This window comes from Gordonia sp. PDNC005 (assembly GCF_016919385.1).
In the GTDB taxonomy this organism is placed as follows: Bacteria; Actinomycetota; Actinomycetes; order Mycobacteriales; family Mycobacteriaceae; genus Gordonia.
The window spans coordinates 3197271-3213844 of the sequence record NZ_CP070351.1 but is presented as its reverse complement, the minus strand read 5'-3'; the positions used below and the strand labels follow the sequence as shown (position 1 = coordinate 3213844).

Genomic DNA, 16574 nt, shown 5'->3' with positions numbered 1-16574 from the left:
GACTACATGTGCTCGTACTTGAGATCGGTGGCGCGGCGCGAGGTGGCGGCCGCGGTCGCCGGGTGGACGGCGATGAGTCCCAACTGGTTCCGCCGGCCGCACGCGGCAGCGATGACGTTGTAGGCGGGTTCGCCGACAAGCTCGATGAGCTCCGGCTTATAGGACTCGAACACCTGCGTCGCACCGATGTGTGCGTCGGGCGAACCCGAGCAGTACCAGTCGAGGTCGTGGCCGCCTTCACCCCAGCCTCGTCGATCGAACTCGGTCAGGGTCGTCTTGAGGATCTCGGTGCCGTCGGGGCGCGTCACCCAGTCCTGTTCCCGACGCATCGGCAGCTGCCAGCACACGTCCGGTTTCACCGTGAGCGGTTCGATGCCCTTCCGCAGTGCCATCCCGTGCAGTGAACAGCCCTGTCCGGCAGGGAATCCCGGCCGGTTGAGAAAGATGCACGCACCGTCGTGGAGTCGAGTCTTCAACGCGGGCTCGCCCTCGAGGTCTTCGTTCTCCTCGAGATAGCCGCCGGGGCCGAGCGGATCGTCCGCCGAACCCTCGGCGAAGAACTCCCAATCGTCCGGCGTCAGCATCGCCATACCGGCCGCGAGCCGTTCACGGTCATCGTCGTCGGTCAGATACGCGCCGTGTGTGCAGCATCCGTCGGGCTGCCGGTCGCTGATGATCCCCTGGCACGCGGGAGTGCCGAACACGCAGGTCCAGCGAGACAGCATCCACGTCAGATCGACGCTGATCAGGTGTTCGGGATCGGCCGGGTCGAAGAACTCGTACCATTCGCGCGGGAAGTCGAGGCTCACTTCGGGGGCGGGGGAGGACTTCCGCTCATCGTCGGACACAAGGGCCCTTCCTGTTGGACGTGCGGCTCAACGGTAGCTGTCCGCTCGCCGGCCGAGTCGCGCGGATCGGACTCGCCGAGTACTTTTGACCGGTGAGACTTGGAGTGCTCGACGTTGGCAGCAATACCGTGCACCTGCTTGTGGTCGACGCTCATCGGGGTGGACATCCCAACCCGATGAGTTCGACCAAAGCGGTGCTGCGGCTCGCGGAGGAGATCGACGAGAACGGACGCATGCGTGACTCCGGCTCCCGCGCGCTGGTCTCCACGATCGAGGACTTCACCCGTATCGCCACGTCATCCGGCTGTGAGCAAGTCATGGCGTTCGCGACCTCGGCGGTACGCGACGCCACCAACTGCGATGAAGTGCTCCGCAAGGTCAAGAACGCGTCCGGCCTCGATCTACAGGTGCTCGAAGGCATCGACGAGTCACGTCTGACGTCGCTTGCCGTCCGACGGTGGTACGGGTGGAGCGCGGGACGCATCCTCGCCTTCGACATCGGCGGGGGAAGCCTCGAGATGTCGAACGGCGTCGACGAAGAACCGGATGTGGCGCTGTCGCTGCCGCTCGGCGCAGGCCGACTCACCCGGGAATGGCTGCAGGGCGACCCGCCCAGCAGGCGGCGTGTCTCAGTTCTGCGTGACTGGCTCGACGCCGAGCTGAAGGAACCCGCGAAGGAACTCCGCGCGGCGGGCAAGGCCGACCTGGCAGTCGGATCGTCCAAGACGTTCCGCTCCCTCGCTCGCCTGACCGGTGCCGCACCTTCCGGTGCAGGTCCACGCGTCAAGCGGACCCTGACCGTCAGCGGACTGCGCCAGCTCACCGCCTTCATCTCCCGGATGACGACGGCCGACCGCGCTGAACTCGAAGGAGTCAGCGCCGACCGAGCCCCGCAGATCGTCGCAGGCGCGCTGGTGGCGGAGGCCGCAATGCGGGCGCTCGGAGTCGATACACTGGACATCTGCCCGTGGGCTCTGCGGGAAGGTGTCATCTTGCGCCGCCTCGATTCGGAGCCCGCAGGCGCGATGACCACCAACTGACTGCACGAAGGGATGGTGCGACCGTATGGCGGACGAGGCCGAGCCGGAGTCGAAGCCGATCACCGTATCGGAACTGATCGCACGATCCGGGGGTGACGACGCCTTCCCCAGGTCGGAGTCGGTATCGGTCCGACGCCCCGGGAGTGAAAGCACCGGGACCACGTCGTCGGGTATGCCGTCGTACACGGCGCCGACGAAGAGGTCGGCGGTCGACGCCCCGCGAGGTGTCGGAGCGAGCGGGATGCCCGGATACACGCCTCCCACGACGCCCGTAGAACCCGAATCGAACGACGCCACCGGGGTCATCCCGGTGGTGTTCGATGACGCTGACACGGGATCGCTGCGGAAGGTCGAAGCGGACGACGTCTTCGACTACGACCTGCCGCCCGCAGTGATCCACACGTCGGCCGTCGAGGCTCACAGGACTGCCGACACCGCCGAGGACACCACGTCGATCCCACTGGTCGACGACTTCGTCGCAGCTGACGCAGACGAACGGACCGACGCATCGGACGAGTCGAGCCTCGACGACGAATCGCACGACGTCGCCGATGGGATCCTCGACGACTCGGACGATGCCGCCGCTGCGAAGGCCGCGGCCAAGGCTGCGAGGGCAGACGAGAAGGCCGCCAAGAAGGCTGCGAAGGCCGAAGCCAAGGCCGCACGGGCCGCTGACCGTGAAGACGCAGAGCCGTCTGCAGCACTCGGGTGGGCTGCGTTCGCGGGTGAGATCGTCCTCGGTCTCGGCGTGGGCGCCGGGCTGTTCTGGGGCTTCACCGAGCTCTGGAAGAAATACGTGTACCTGGCGTTGGTGCTTGCCATCGTGGTGATCTTCGCGATCGTCACCTTCGCTCATGTGCTGCGCAAGAGGGACCTTCCGACCACTCTGCTCGCCTTGGCCGTCGGCATGCTCGTGACCATCGGGCCACTCGTCTTCCTCGCGGCGCAACCCTAGAAGCATCCGGTGAGCCAACTGCGTTTCCCGATTCCGATCGGCCTCTCGACGGCGTCCGTGTACCCGCAGAACACCGAGGCGGCTTTCGCGTACGCCAACGAACTCGGCTACGACGGGGTGGAGCTGATGGTGTGGGGCGAGGCGGTCAGCCAGGACATTCCGCAGGTCGCCCGCTTGTCGCACAGGTACCAGGTGCCGGTGCTGTCGGTGCACGCTCCCTGCCTGCTGATCTCCCAGCGGGTGTGGGGACGCGACCCGAAAGCCAAGCTCGCCCGATCGGTGCGCGCGGCGGAGGAACTCGGAGCGGCGACGGTCGTCGTGCATCCCCCGTTCCGGTGGCAGCGCGACTACGTCGCAGCGTTCGACGACCTCGTCGCCGAACTGGAGTCGACGTCCGACGTGTCCGTGGCAGTGGAGAACATGTTCCCGATGCGCGCGGATCGTCTGTTCGGCGGGGGGACGCGTCCGGCCCAGCGGATGGCGCAACGCGGTGGCGGTCCAGGGGCCAGTGCGTCGGCGTTCGGCAAGCCGATCGACCCGACATCGGTCGGCTACGACAACTACACCCTCGACCTGTCACACGTCGCGACGGCGGGTGACGATGCCCTCGCCATGGCCGACCGGATGGGCCGGGGCCTCAAGCATCTGCATCTGACGGACGGCACAGGCGCTGCTCACGACGAACATCTGATCCCCGGCGACGGAACCCAGCCGTGCATCGAGGTGTGCCGCAGACTCGCCGAGAGCGACTTCGACGGTTCCGTGGTCCTCGAAGTGCACACGTCGGGAGCGAAGACGAAGAATGAGCGTGCCGCGATGCTCGCCCGGTCACTCGAGTTCGCGCGAACTCACCTCGAACGCGACAGGTAGGAATCAATGACCAAACTCGCCGACCTCCTGCGTCTGGAGACGCTCGCCCGTGGTGCGGACGGCTCGTCCATCACTTACGCGGCAGTCATCGACGAGGCGTTCACGATCGGCCCGAAGGTGCACGGAGGCAGCCTGCAGATGGTCGTCACGCGTGCGGCCCGTGCCGCGCTCGGTGATCTCGCCGCACCCGACGCCGACCCCGCACTCGTCGAGGGTGTCACCGCCATCGCGGTGGCGAGTGACTTCCTCGCGGCACCCGACCCGGCGGACGTCGCGGTCCACGTCTCGATCATCAAACGAGGGAGGACCGTGTCCCTCGCGCGCGTCGAGGTGACCCAGAACGAGCGGACCATGGTGACCTCGACTGTCACTCTCGGACGTCTCGACGAGGGCGAACCGGCCTACCGCGCCGAGGGTCTGCTCGCGGGGATGCCCGTCGAGCCGACGTCGGACGGACTGGGAGTCTCCGACAGTCCCGTCGGTGAGGTGATGCACCTCGGTGTGGCCGCCGACTTCGTCCTCGACGCGGGTTCGTTCCCCGTTGCGCGGGGTGAGAAGGGCGATCCGGTGATCCGCGGGTGGGTCCGGGCCAAGGACATCGATCAGCAGCCTGCCGACCTCGGGCTGGACCTTCCGGTTCTGGTCTGCGACATCTCACCGCCTGTGGTCATGAACCTCGGCCTGTTCGGCTGGGCGCCGACCGTGCAATTGACCACCTACGTCCGACGGCTCCCCGCCCCGGGCTGGCTGCGGTACGAGGCGTCGACAGTCGAAGTGGGACGCGGCATGTTCTCCGAGGACCACCTCGTGGTGGACTCGACCGGTGCGGTGGTCGCGCAGTCGCGACAGCTCGCGCTGATTCCGGCTCGTCGCTGACGGCCGCCAGACAAGACGACACGACAAATTGAAGGACAGTGAACTGACATGAGCGAGCGGGTAGCGATCATCGGCGGCGGCAAGATCGGTGAGGCGCTGCTCGCCGGCCTGATCAACGCAGGGAAGCCGGTGAAGGACCTCGTCGTCGTCGAGCGATCCAAGGCCCGGTCCGCGGAACTGATCGAGGACTACGGCGTCCGTGTCACGACGGACGTCGCCGACGCCGCGAGCGGCGCGCAGGTCGTGTTCATCGCGGTGAAACCGGACGCCGTCGACTCGGTGCTCCCGCCGCTCGCGAAGGCAGACGACTCCGGTGACGACGAACGGATCACGATCACTCTCGTCGCGGGCATCCCCGCGGAACGTTACGAGGCGTCGCTGCCCGCCGGTTCGCCGGTGATCCGCGTCATGCCGAACACGCCGATGCTGGTGAACGAGGCCATGTGCGCCGTCAGCCCAGGGCGCTACGCGAACGACGATCAGGTGGCCGTCGCGGTGCGCCTGCTGGAGTCGGTCGGCAAGGTGATGGTGGTCCCGGAGAAGTCGCTGGACGCGGTCACTGCGATCTCCGGGTCGGGACCTGCGTACTTCTTCTTGATGGTCGAGGCGATGATCGACTCGGGCGTTGCGCTCGGCCTGACGCGTCAGCAGTCGGCGGAACTCGCGGTTCAGACGGTGAAGGGTTCGGGTGTGCTTCTTGCTGAGTCGGGTCTGACAGCCGTCGATCTGCGCGCTGCGGTCACCTCACCTGGTGGAACGACGGCTGCGGCGCTCCGCGAGTTCGAACGCTACGGCCTCCGGCATGCGGTGAACGAAGCGACCGCGGCCTGCGCGAAGACCAGTGCACGCATGGCACGTCGACCCGAAGTTGAGGGTTGATGCGCCACTCGCGTGTCGTAACCGTGAATTCGCCCGGTGCGCGTGGTAACGCTGCTGCCAGCGGCAATGGTGGTGAACACCTGATGAATGGCGAAGAGACGGAACTCATTCTTTCTCTCACGTCGCACTATTCACATCCGCCACGCTAAGGTACAACCAGCACGTACGTGTCTGATGTCCGCCGGAGGGGAAGCCGGTGGCCGCGATGCGTGCACCGGAGGTTATGAATACATGGCTGCAGAAAAGCCGGGTGAACGGAACGAATTCGCCGATCGTGGAGTTGCGAATGCATCTTCCGCCTCGCAGTTCCTCACCGTCGCAGAAGTCGCGTCGCTCATGCGCGTGTCCAAGATGACCGTGTACCGCCTGGTGCACAACGGCGAGCTGCCTGCCGTTCGCGTGGGACGTTCGTTCCGTGTGCACGCCAAGGCGGTTCACGAATACCTCGAGACGTCGTACTTCGACGCCGGATAGATTTTCCTGCTCTTCACCGGTCACACCGCCCATCGTGCATCCACGGCGGGCGGTGTGATCGTGTCTGATGCAGGCCGCTTCACCGCCCGATTTCGCCTCGTGTTCATTCGGGCGGTAGGATTGGCGATCAGGTCGCTGTCGCCCCTGGGCTCGTATGAGCTTGAAGAGTCGGCGACGGCCCCGGACAACAATGCCGGCCCCCTGTGGGGCGGGAGACACACAATCGATCGTGAGGGAGAGCCCCATGGGTTCCGTTATCAAGAAGCGCCGCAAGCGCATGTCGAAGAAGAAGCACCGCAAGCTGCTCCGCCGCACACGTGTGCAGCGTCGTAAACTCGGCAAGTGATCGATGGACCCGCCCGCGAGGGCGGGTTCTTTCGTTTCGGCACTATCCTTAGCCCATGAGCGAAGACACCGAGAAGCACGTGCCGCGATCTGTGCTCGTCACCGGCGCGTCGACGTTCCTCGGCGGCTACCTGGTCGCGAGGCTCGCGGCGAACCCGGAGATCGACCGAGTGGTGGCCGTCGACTCACGGGTGCCGCGCAAAGACCTCCTGCGACGCATGGGCCGTGCGGAGTTCCTACGGCTGGACATTCGACGCCCCGCCATCGCCAAGGCGATCGCCACGTACGAGGTCGACACTGTTGTCCACGCGGCGCCGTCGATCATGGACAACGTCGAGCACTCGGCGGCGATCAAGGAGCTCAACGTCGTCGGCTCCATGCAGGTGTGTGCGGCGTGCCAGCGCAGCCCTTCGGTCAAGCGGCTCATCATGCGCTCGAGCTCGATGGTGTACGGCGCGACGTCCAAAGACCCGGCGTCGTTCACCGAAGGCACCCGCGCTCGCAAGGAGCCGCGCAACGGCTACGGGCGCGATCTGATCGACGTCGAAGGGTACGTGCGCGGTCTGTCGCGTAGGCGCCAGGACATCGACGTCACGATTCTCCGCTACCAGTCGATGCTGGGGCCACGGATCAAGACCCGCATGGGCGGCTACCTGTCGATGCCGCTGGTCCCGACCGCGTTCGGATTCTCGCCGCGGTTGCAGTTCCTGCACGAGGAGGACGCACTCGCCGCGATGGAGCACGCGACTCTCAACCGGAAGCCGGGAACGTTCAACGTCGCGGGTGACGGCGTGGTGAGTCTGGGCCAGGCGGTTCATCGTGCGGGCCACATCCAGTTGCCAGTGGCTCCGAGTCTGATCCCGCCCTTGATCGGCGTTCTGCAGGACGGTGGAGTGCCCATGATCCGATCGGAGCACACCGCCTACCTGACGTACGGGCGCGTCCTGGACAACACCCGGATGCGGACGGAGTTCGGATTCGAGCCGAAGTTCACGACGCTTGAGACCCTCGACGACTTCATCACCCGCGGAAAGACGGAACCGGTGTTGTCCGCCGACGCGTGGCGCGGCTTCGAGGCCAGGGCTGTGGCGACCGCCACGGCACTGCAATGACGGGGCCGTCCGCCCGTAGTATGTGACCGAGACGTTTGTCGAGTTCGACGGCCGTAGCCGTCGACGAGTGAGAGGAGAAACCATGGCCGCGGCAGAGAAGCCGACCGATTCGCGTACCGCCAAGGTGATCGCTCTCTACACGGATCCCCGACTCGGCCGACGCACGGACGCCGGACACCCGAACACAGACGGCTTCGGCCGGCCGGCGGCGCCGGTCACACCGATTCACGACGGAATCGACTTGCACGACGAGCCGCTGCCCATCGCACCGAACCGCAACTCACCGTTGTTCAGCCTCGGCGGTCTGCGCGGTGCCGTCGCCGACACCCTTATCGCGACGTCCGGATTCATCCGTGAGCGCATGACCGGCGACTTCGCCGTCGACGACTTCGGTTTTGATCCGCATTTCGCCGAATCCGTGTGGTTCCCGGCGGTGCGCCAGGTGTACCAGAAGTGGTTCCGCGTTGAAGTGACCGGAATCGAGAACCTCCCGACAAGCGGAGGCGCTCTGCTGGTCGCCAATCACGCCGGCACTATCCCGGTGGACGCGCTGATCACGTCGCTCGCTGTCCGCGACAATCACCCGAACGAGCGGTACCTGCGGGTCCTCGCGGCCGACATGGCGTTCGAGACGCCCGTCATCAGCGACCTCGCCCGCCGTATCGGTGCGACCTTGGCCTGCAACGCGGACGCCGAAGCGCTCCTGCGGCGCGGTGAGCTGACCGCCGTGTGGCCGGAGGGTTTCAAGGGCATCGGCAAGCTGTACAAGGACCGTTACAAGCTGCAGCGCTTCGGTCGCGGCGGGTTCGTGACGACGGCTATCCGCACCAAGGCGCCGATCATTCCGGTCTCGATCGTCGGGTCGGAGGAGATCTATCCGATGGTCGCCGACCTCAAGCCGCTCGCGCGCACTCTCGGTCTGCCGTACTTCCCGGTGACGCCGCTGTTCCCATGGCTCGGACCGCTCGGCATGATTCCGCTTCCGTCGAAGTGGCACATCCACTTCGGCAAGCCGATCGCGACCGATGTGTACGACGAGCAGGCTGCCGACGATCCGCTCGTCGTCTTCGATCTCACCGATCACGTCCGCGAGGAGATCCAGCAGACGTTGTTCCGGATGCTGTCGCGCCGCGGCAGCGTCTACCTGGGCTGATCTGCGTAGGGAACGGCTGGGTTTCCGCCAGTTGTGACGACATGTTCGTCACAAGCGGCGGAAACTCTCGTCGCGAAGTGGGCAGTCCGGCCGTCGGCATGAGTGAGGACGGCCCGTCCAGCCGAGCCGGCGAAGAAGCCTGACGATCTTCGCTGCTGTCTCACATGGTCGGTCGAACGCCTGCCCGAACCCCACGCGCACGGTGCGTTTGTCCTCCCCGACTGCCGCATCGAGATCTCGTTCCATATCCGAGTCGCGCGAGTGTGCGTCGTCGTGGCCGAGACGGCCGTCGAGTTCGACGATGAGTCCGTAGTCGCGGTACTCGAGGTCACGGAAGCCCGGTCGACCGACTGTGGTCGGAGACTGTCGGATCGGCTGCGGCAGGCCGTGAGCACGCTCGACGTGGGAGAGATACCGATGCTCGAGCGTCGAGCAGGCACCGGAGCGGACATCGAGTAGTACTTTCGCGAGGAACGTGGCCCGTTTTGTGCACGGACGGTTCGCGAGCGCTCCGAGCAGACGGTCCGCCGTGGTGATCCGCGATTGGACCGGATCGGTGAGGGCGGCGATCACATCGACGACGTTCCGAGCGTGTGCTGCGCAGTCGAGCGCTGCGTGCTCGACCCGCATTCGCGGTGGGTGGGCATTCCACATCGCAACGTCGTCCAACCCGGACCGGTAGTGGATGATCAACCCCGGCCGTGGTTCCACGCTGCGTCGGCTGTCGACGACGATGTGCACGGGACCGGTCGGGTCGCTCGACCGGAGTGTCGCGTGGATCGCCGACTGATATCCCAGCACCGCAGGTGCGGCGTAGAGGATCGCGCACCACGCTCGCTGTTCCCAGGTCAGTGGCCCGGTGTGCGTCACGTACACGCCGCGGTACACCGCGACCCACTCGCGCCGATACACGCGGCGTCGAACGAACGCCGAGTCGGCTCCACAGTCGAGGGCCTGCCGCCTGCTGATGACCCCGGATTGTTCGCGTGCCAACCGCTCGACGCGGTGAGCGACGTCGTTGCTGTCCCCCATGTCCACAGGATGGGCCGGAAATCACGGAAATCCCGGCCATCTAGCGATCTGTGGACAAAGCCGCCGGTAGTTTCCGCCGGTTGTGACGAACATGTCGTCACAACCGGCGGAAAGTCCTCCTGTTGGCTATGTACGCGGCGGGCTACTTGCGGCGGAGGAGGCGGGACGCTGCGGCTGCGGTGCCGCCCGCGACGCCCAGGACGACGGCGGAACGGACGCCGTACTTGGCCGCCTTGCGGGCCGTTCTGAAGTCGTAGGCCTCCCACCCGCGGACCCGCGCGATCTCCTTCAAGTCCGTGTCGGGATTGATGGCGACGGCGGTCCCGACGAGCGACAGCATCGGGACGTCGTTGTGCGAGTCGGAGTAGGCGGTGCACCGCTTGAGGTCGAGTCCTTCGCGGACGGCGATCGATCGGACCGCGTGCGCCTTGCCCGGCCCGTGCAGGATGTCTCCGACGAGCCGCCCGGTGAACTTGCCGTCGACACTCTCGGCGACCGTGCCGAGGGCTCCGGTGAGGCCGAGGCGCTTGGCGATGGTCTGAGCTAGCTCGACGGGCGTCGCGGTGACCAGCCACACCTGTTGACCCGCGTCGAGATGACGCTGGGCGAGCGCAGCGGTGCCGGGCCAGATCTTGTCGGCGATGAACTCGTCGTAGATCTCCTCGCCGAGTTCGACCAGCTCCGACGTCTCGCGACCCGCGATGAACGACAGCGCCTTGTCCTTGCCCTGCGCGACGTCCTCCGCGTTCTCCTTGCCGGTCACCCGGAACTTGGCCTGCTGCCAGGCGAAGTTCGCGATGTCGCCGTACGAGAAGTATTTGCGGGAGGCGAGGCCGCGCGCGAACAGAACGATCGACGCGCCGTGGACCAGCGTGTTGTCGACGTCGAAGAAGGCCGCGGCGGTCAGGTCGCGGCTCTGCGTCTCGTCGACGGGAATCCGGTTGCCGAGCGATTCGATCGCAGCGCGAGCCGAAGCCTCGCCGGCGAGCGCCTGCCGGAGCTCTTCCGCCGTCTGCAGGAATCGACCTGCACGACGGTTGAGCCACGCGCTCATCCGGTGGAACTCGTCGTCCTCGGTCGGCCCGTCCCACTCGGCGACGTCCGGATCGTCGGAGAGCCGGGCGCCGTCGCGGTCGTGCAGGACTTCGTCCCCGTCGACGTCTGCGGTGTGATCGACGTCGAACTGCTCGGACTCGAGCTCGCGGGCTTCGTGCAGGTCGGCCTCGTGATCCGAGGCCTCCTCCGGCGTGTGCTCATGATCAGGTTCCATCGAATCGCGGCTCATCGGCCACCTCCCGTTCGTCACGAGTGCTCACTCCACAGTGGAATGCTGCCAGCCTATCCCGGGGCGCCGACGAGGACGCTGTGACGAGCGGCTCGCCGGGAGAGAACGCGCAGGACTGGCAGACTGGACGTCATGGACGTCACTGTGGAACTGATGTCGCGGGCCGGCTGCCACGCATGCGCCGCCGCGGAGAAGGACCTGCACCGCATCCTCGCCGATTACGGCCTCACCGCCCGGATCGTCGACGTGGATGCCGCCGCAGACGCGGGGAACCCGGAGCTGCGCGCCGAATACGGGGACCGGGTGCCGGTTGTCGTCGTCGACGGCGAAGAGCACGGATACTGGGAGGTCGACGAATCGCGACTGCGCGCCGACCTGGACAGTCTGCGTTAGGCAACTGTCCATCAAATGTCTGACTCCCCACATCGAGACGGCAGAGGTGCATTTGTACCAACGCGTGAACTAGCCTGGAAAGACATGTGCCCATCGGATCGGCATCACTGGGGTGCCGGGAAACCGGTTGGCTGGAAACGGGCGATGCAGTGAGTGTCTTGTTGTTCGGGGTGTCCCATCGGAGCGCTCCGGTGTCGGTTCTCGAACGACTCACCGTCTCCGACACGGACCGACCGAAGATCGTCGAGGCGCTCGTCAGATCGCCCGCCGTCTCCGAGGCGATGCTGGTGTCGACGTGCAACCGCGTTGAGGTGTACGCGGTCGTCGAGGCGTTCCACCCCGCGCTCGAAGCGGTCGGCGACGTATTCGGTCAGCACACCGGAATGAGCGTCTCCGAACTCACCGGGCACGCGTACGTGCGGTACTCCGAGGCGGCAGTGGAGCATCTGTTCACGGTCGCCGCCGGACTCGACTCCATGGTCGTCGGCGAACAGCAGATCCTCGGGCAGCTGCGGACCGCGTACACGGAGGCGGACCAGCACAAATCCGCAGGCCGCACGCTGCACGAGCTCGCCCAGCAGGCATTGCGGGTCGGGAAACGGGTTCACCACGAGACGGGCATCGACCGCGCAGGCGCGTCGGTCGTCTCGGTTGCCTTGCACCGTGCGCAGGCCATGCGAAACGCGGGAACCGAGCAGGCGCCGATGCGGTCGGCGGTCGTGTTCGGCGCGGGCGCGATGGGGTCGCTCGCCACCAGCCAACTGGCCCGTGACGGCGTCCAAGAGATCACCATCGTCAACCGGACCGCGGCCCGTGCGGCGGAGCTCGCCGAGGGCATCGCCGAACGGTACGGCGTGACCGCTCACGGAACGTCGTTCGACTCGATGGCCGAGGTCATGGCCGACGCCGACGTCGTCGTCACGTGCACCGGGTCAGTCAGCTCCGTGATCGGTGTGGCAGATGTGCACTCGGCGCTCACACAACGCACCAACCCGGCGCCTCTCATGTTCTGCGACCTCGGCATCCCCCGAGATGTCGACCCCGTGGTGGCAGCGCTGCCCGGAGTGCACGTCATCAACATCGAGGGACTCCGCGACGATGAGGAGACGAAGGCCGCGCAGGACGACGCCGTCGCTGCCCGCGGTATCGTCGCCGCCGAACTCTCCGACTACCTCGCGGCCCAGCGTCAGGCCGAAGTGACGCCGACGGTCGCGGCGCTGCGTCAACGGGCCGCGGACCTCGTCGAAGCGGAGATCCTGCGCCTGCAGTCACGACTGCCCGACCTCGACACCGCACAGCGCGACGAGGTCGCCAAAACGGTGCGTCGTGTCGCCGACAAGCTCCTGCACGCGCCGACTGTGCGCGTGAAACAACTCGCGTCCACTGGTCGAGGCGATCACTACGCGGAAGCGCTTCGCGAACTCTTCGAGCTCAAACCCGGTGCAGCCGAGTCGGTCTCGGCCTCCGAGTCGGGGATCGCCGCACGCGGCGACTCTGACTCCCATTGAGCTCGGCCCGCTCGACTCGACGATCACGAACGACAGGACGGCTTCAACGTGTCTAATGCTGCGAACATCCCCTCGACTCCGCTCGGAGAGCTGGAGAACACCTCAGGGGAGCGGGGCGTGATCCGCATCGGCACACGAGGATCGCTCCTGGCGACCACACAGGCGCAGGGAATCGCGGATCGGCTGACGGCCAACGGCCATCCCGCCGAACTGGTCATCATCAGCACCGCGGGCGACACGTCGAGTGCTCCGGTCGCCCAGATCGGCATCGGTGTGTTCACGACCGCTATCCGCCTTGCGCTGCGGAACGGTGAATGCGACGTCGCGATCCACTCCTACAAGGACCTCCCCACGGCACCCGAGCCAGACCTGGCGATGGCGGCTGTTCCCGAGCGCGTCGATCCGCGAGATGCGCTGGTCAGTCGGGGTGGAATGGTCCTCGGTGAGCTTCCCGCGGGGTCGACGATCGGTACGTCGTCGCCGCGAAGGGCCGCGCAGCTTAAAGCACTGGGTCTCGGTTTGGAAATTCGCCCCCTACGAGGCAACCTTGATTCTCGGTTGGGCAGAGTCGCGAACGGGGAACTGGACGCGGTAGTGGTCGCCCGAGCCGGACTGGTGCGCATCGGCCGAGCCGATGCAGTCACCGAGGCGCTTGACCCCGTGGTCATGCTGCCTGCTCCGGCACAGGGGGCCCTGGCCGTCGAGTGTCTCGCCGACGATGCCGAACTGGTGAGAATACTCGCCGAGTTGGACGACCCGTCCACCCGTGCAGCGGTCGACGCCGAACGCGCAGTGCTCGCGGCCCTCGAGGCCGGGTGCACCGCCCCGGTCGGAGCGATCGCGGAGGTGGTCGAGTCGATCGATTCCGGTGGGCGCATCTTCGACGAACTCTCGCTCCGCGCGGGAGTCGCGGCCGAGGACGGATCCGACGTGATCCGAGCTTCGGTGGTGGGCCCGGTGGATCGTGCCGTTGAACTCGGGGAGAGTCTCGCCGCCGAACTGCTGGAGCTCGGCGCGGCCGATTACGTGCCCAGGAAGTGACGCCTGGGCCCGGACACGGGCCGTCTGCGCGCCAGCAGGAGGAAGTCGACGGGCCGGGCGGACCGGGCCGTCGAACGAACTGCAGCCCCCTGGGCGGGGGCAGGAGAGTGCGAACGCATGAGCCGTACGAAGAATGCTAAACCCGGCCGAATCCTGTTCGTGGGGTCGGGTCCCGGTAACCCGGACCTCCTGACCGTCAAGGCACAGAACGTGCTGGTGAACGCGACGTCGGCATTCGTCGACCCGGACGTTCCCGCCGCTGTTGTCGGACTGATCGGTTCAGCCCATGCACAAGTCGAGCCCGTGCCGACGCGTGCGGGTCGCAAAGCCGCTGAGGCCGCAGCCGCTGAGACTGCGGAGCAGGACACCGTCGATGTGGTCCGCCCGGCGCTCGGCGATCCCACACAGGTCGCGAAGACCCTCGTCGCCGAAGCGAAGACCGGCGTCAACGTCGTCCGCGTGGTCGCGGGCGACCCGATGAGCGCCGACTCCGTGCTCGCCGAGATCAGCGCCGTCGCGCGCACCTCGGTCTCGTTCGAGGTGCTCCCGGGCATCCCGTCGGACGCCGTCGTCCCCAGCTTCGCAGGTATGCCGATCGGTTCCGGCCACACCGTGGCCGACGTCCGCGGCGACGTCGATTGGGCCGCTCTGGCTGCGGCACCGGGACCGCTCGTCCTCCATGCGACCTCCGGCCATCTGGCCGAGCTTGCCAGCGAGCTGACCGAGCACGGAGTGGCGCCGCAGACACCCGTCGCCATCACCGTCAACGGAACCACGTGTGCGCAGCGCACCATCGAAGCCACCCTTGCCACCGTCAACGACCTCGGCAACGCTCTCAGCGGCCCGCTGGTCCTGACCGTCGGCAAGGTCGTCACCCAGCGCGCCAAGTTCTCGTGGTGGGAATCGCGTGCACTGTACGGCTGGACCGTGCTGGTGCCCCGCACCAAGGACCAGGCCGCCGACATGAGCGACCGCCTCGAATCGCACGGCGCCATCCCGCGCGAGGTGCCGACCATCGCCGTCGAACCGCCGCGCAGCCCCGCGCAGATGGAGCGTGCGGTCAAGGGCCTCGTCGACGGCCGCTACCAGTGGGTCGTCTTCACCTCCACGAACGCAGTCCGCGCGGTCTGGGAGAAGTTCGAGGAGTTCGGCCTGGACGCCCGCGCGTTCTCCGGAGTCAAGATCGCGTGCGTCGGCGAAGCCACCGCGGCCAAGGTCCGCTCCTTCGGCGTCAACCCGGAGCTGCTCCCGAGCGGCGAGCAGTCGTCGCTCGGCCTGCTCGACGAGTTCCCGCCGTACGACGAGGTGTTCGACCCGGTGGACCGCATCCTGCTTCCGCGCGCCGACATCGCCACGGAGACGCTCTCCGAAGGTCTGCGTGAGCGTGGTTGGGAGATCGACGACGTGACCGCTTACCGCACGGTCCGGGCCGCTCCGCCGCCAGTCGAGACGCGCGAGATGATCAAGACCGGTGGTTTCGACGCCGTCTGCTTCACCTCGAGCAGCACCGTTCGCAACCTCGTCGGCATCGCGGGCAAGCCGCACGCGCGCACGATCGTCGCCTGCATCGGGCCGAAGACGGCCGAGACGGCTGTCGAGTTCGGTCTGCGCGTGGACGTGCAGCCCGAGTCGGCCTCCATCCCGGACCTGGTCGACGCGCTCGCCGCCCACGCGGCGCAGCTGCGTGCCGAGGGTGCGTTGCCGCCCCCGCGCAAGAAGTCCCGCCGCTCGCGTTCGTGACGCAGGAGGTCCGCATGAGCACCGGTTTCACCCGTCTTCGTCGTCTACGGACCACCCCGGCGATGCGTAGGCTCGTCGCGGAGACGCGCTTGCATCCCGCGCAGCTGGTGCTGCCGATGTTCGTCGCCGACGGCATCGACGCGCCGCGCGAGATCACGTCGATGCCGGGCGTCCACCAGCACACGCTCGAGTCCCTGCGCGTGGCGGCCGCCGAGGCCGTCGCCGCGGGTGTCGGTGGGTTGATGCTGTTCGGCGTCCCGACGGAAGGCGACAAGGACGGCGTAGGTTCCGGCGCCGACGATCCGGACGGTGTGCTCAACCGGGCGCTGCGAGTGCTCCGTGACGATCTCGGCGACACCACGGTACTGATGGCGGACACGTGCCTCGACGAGTTCACCGACCACGGGCACTGCGGAGTCCTGGACGCGGAAGGTCGTGTCGACAACGACGCGACCCTGCCGCGTTACGAGTCGATGGCCGTTGCACAGGCTCGGGCCGGCGCACATGTCGTGTCGCCGAGCGGCATGATGGACGGCCAGGTCGCCGCGATCCGGGCGGCCCTCGACGATGCAGGCTTCGCCGACGTCTCGATCCTCGCCTACACAGCCAAGTACGCGTCCGCGTTCTACGGCCCGTTCCGGGAGGCCGTCGGGTCGTCGCTGCAGGGTGACCGTCGGACCTACCAGCAGGATCCGGCGAACAGGCTGGAATCGCAGCGTGAGCTCCTCGCCGACCTCGACGAGGGCGCGGACATGGTGATGGTCAAACCGGCCATGAGCTACCTCGACATCCTGCGGGACGTCGCCGACCGGACCGATGCTCCCGTCGCCGCTTACCAGGTGAGCGGCGAGTACGCGATGATCGCCGCAGCAGGTGCCCACGGCTGGATCGACGCCGATGCCGCGTTCTACGAGTCGGTCCTGTCCATCGCTCGCGCAGGCGCCTCGATCATCCTCACCTACGCCGCCGTCGACCTCGCGCGTCGACTCTGACGCTCCAAGCGCGGACATGCTCGCTGTGAAC

At 67.0% G+C, this 16574-nt stretch carries 17 protein-coding genes; 14 read left to right on the top strand and 3 right to left on the bottom strand.

What is annotated here, in order from left to right; all coding sequences use genetic code 11:
- Nucleotides 1-2: 2 nt before the first annotated feature.
- Nucleotides 3-848 carry a hypothetical protein gene (locus JVX90_RS15430; RefSeq protein ID WP_205329579.1) on the bottom strand — a complete coding sequence of 282 codons (846 nt, stop codon included), beginning with the start codon at nt 846-848 and terminating at the stop codon, nt 3-5.
- Between the two features lie 92 nt (nt 849-940).
- Here JVX90_RS15430 and JVX90_RS15425 point away from each other — a divergent pair, with 92 nt between their 5' ends.
- The 9 genes from JVX90_RS15425 to JVX90_RS15385 all read left to right on the top strand — a co-directional run bounded on the left by JVX90_RS15425 (nt 941) and on the right by JVX90_RS15385 (nt 8552).
- Entirely contained in the window at nt 941-1888 is a 948-nt protein-coding gene (locus JVX90_RS15425; RefSeq protein WP_205329578.1) for a Ppx/GppA phosphatase family protein, read from the top strand.
- A 25-nt stretch (nt 1889-1913) separates the two neighbouring features.
- A complete protein-coding gene (locus JVX90_RS15420; RefSeq protein WP_205329577.1) occupies nt 1914-2843 on the top strand; it encodes a hypothetical protein in 930 nt (309 codons plus the stop codon).
- 9 nt (nt 2844-2852) lie between these two features.
- Nucleotides 2853-3713 carry a sugar phosphate isomerase/epimerase gene (locus tag JVX90_RS15415; RefSeq protein ID WP_205329576.1) on the top strand — a complete coding sequence of 287 codons (861 nt, stop codon included), beginning with the start codon at nt 2853-2855 and terminating at the stop codon, nt 3711-3713.
- Between the two features lie 6 nt (nt 3714-3719).
- A complete protein-coding gene (locus tag JVX90_RS15410) occupies nt 3720-4589 on the top strand; it encodes a thioesterase family protein (RefSeq protein ID WP_205329575.1) in 870 nt (289 codons plus the stop codon).
- A 48-nt stretch (nt 4590-4637) separates the two neighbouring features.
- Nucleotides 4638-5468 (top strand): pyrroline-5-carboxylate reductase, encoded by an 831-nt coding sequence (gene proC, locus JVX90_RS15405; protein ID WP_205329574.1) that lies wholly within the window; start codon nt 4638-4640, stop codon nt 5466-5468.
- A gap of 231 nt (nt 5469-5699) precedes the next feature.
- On the top strand, nt 5700-5942 hold the full coding sequence (locus JVX90_RS15400) for a helix-turn-helix domain-containing protein (protein WP_205329573.1): 243 nt from the start codon (nt 5700-5702) through the stop codon (nt 5940-5942).
- A 244-nt stretch (nt 5943-6186) separates the two neighbouring features.
- Entirely contained in the window at nt 6187-6288 is a 102-nt protein-coding gene (locus JVX90_RS15395) for an AURKAIP1/COX24 domain-containing protein (protein ID WP_003402602.1), read from the top strand.
- Between the two features lie 55 nt (nt 6289-6343).
- Complete coding sequence (locus JVX90_RS15390; RefSeq protein WP_205329572.1) at nt 6344-7399, top strand: NAD-dependent epimerase/dehydratase family protein; 1056 nt, start codon at nt 6344-6346, stop codon at nt 7397-7399.
- Between the two features lie 82 nt (nt 7400-7481).
- Complete coding sequence (locus JVX90_RS15385; protein ID WP_205329571.1) at nt 7482-8552, top strand: lysophospholipid acyltransferase family protein; 1071 nt, start codon at nt 7482-7484, stop codon at nt 8550-8552.
- A 48-nt stretch (nt 8553-8600) separates the two neighbouring features.
- Here JVX90_RS15385 and JVX90_RS15380 read toward each other — a convergent pair whose 3' ends face one another.
- Both JVX90_RS15380 and JVX90_RS15375 read right to left on the bottom strand, forming a co-directional pair.
- Entirely contained in the window at nt 8601-9584 is a 984-nt protein-coding gene (locus JVX90_RS15380) for a type IV toxin-antitoxin system AbiEi family antitoxin domain-containing protein (protein ID WP_205329570.1), read from the bottom strand.
- A gap of 142 nt (nt 9585-9726) precedes the next feature.
- The gene (locus JVX90_RS15375) at nt 9727-10869 is read right to left on the bottom strand and encodes an HAD-IB family hydrolase (protein ID WP_205329569.1); all 1143 of its coding nucleotides are present in this window, start codon (nt 10867-10869) and stop codon (nt 9727-9729) included.
- A gap of 132 nt (nt 10870-11001) precedes the next feature.
- On the opposite strand from JVX90_RS15375, the gene JVX90_RS15370 reads away from it, so the two are divergent.
- The 5 genes from JVX90_RS15370 (at nt 11002) to hemB (ending at nt 16543) form a co-directional block, all read left to right on the top strand.
- A complete protein-coding gene (locus JVX90_RS15370) occupies nt 11002-11262 on the top strand; it encodes a glutaredoxin family protein (protein WP_205329568.1) in 261 nt (86 codons plus the stop codon).
- Nucleotides 11263-11411: 149 nt separating this feature from the next.
- Nucleotides 11412-12770, top strand: coding sequence for a glutamyl-tRNA reductase (locus tag JVX90_RS15365; protein ID WP_205329567.1), 1359 nt, complete (start codon nt 11412-11414; stop codon nt 12768-12770).
- Between the two features lie 90 nt (nt 12771-12860).
- Nucleotides 12861-13811, top strand: a complete 951-nt coding sequence (gene hemC, locus JVX90_RS15360) for a hydroxymethylbilane synthase (protein ID WP_205332447.1) — start codon at nt 12861-12863, stop codon at nt 13809-13811.
- A 117-nt stretch (nt 13812-13928) separates the two neighbouring features.
- The gene (locus tag JVX90_RS15355; protein WP_205329566.1) at nt 13929-15551 is read left to right on the top strand and encodes a bifunctional uroporphyrinogen-III C-methyltransferase/uroporphyrinogen-III synthase; all 1623 of its coding nucleotides are present in this window, start codon (nt 13929-13931) and stop codon (nt 15549-15551) included.
- Nucleotides 15552-15565: 14 nt separating this feature from the next.
- Nucleotides 15566-16543 (top strand): porphobilinogen synthase, encoded by a 978-nt coding sequence (hemB, locus tag JVX90_RS15350; protein ID WP_205329565.1) that lies wholly within the window; start codon nt 15566-15568, stop codon nt 16541-16543.
- Nucleotides 16544-16574 lie beyond the last annotated feature (31 nt).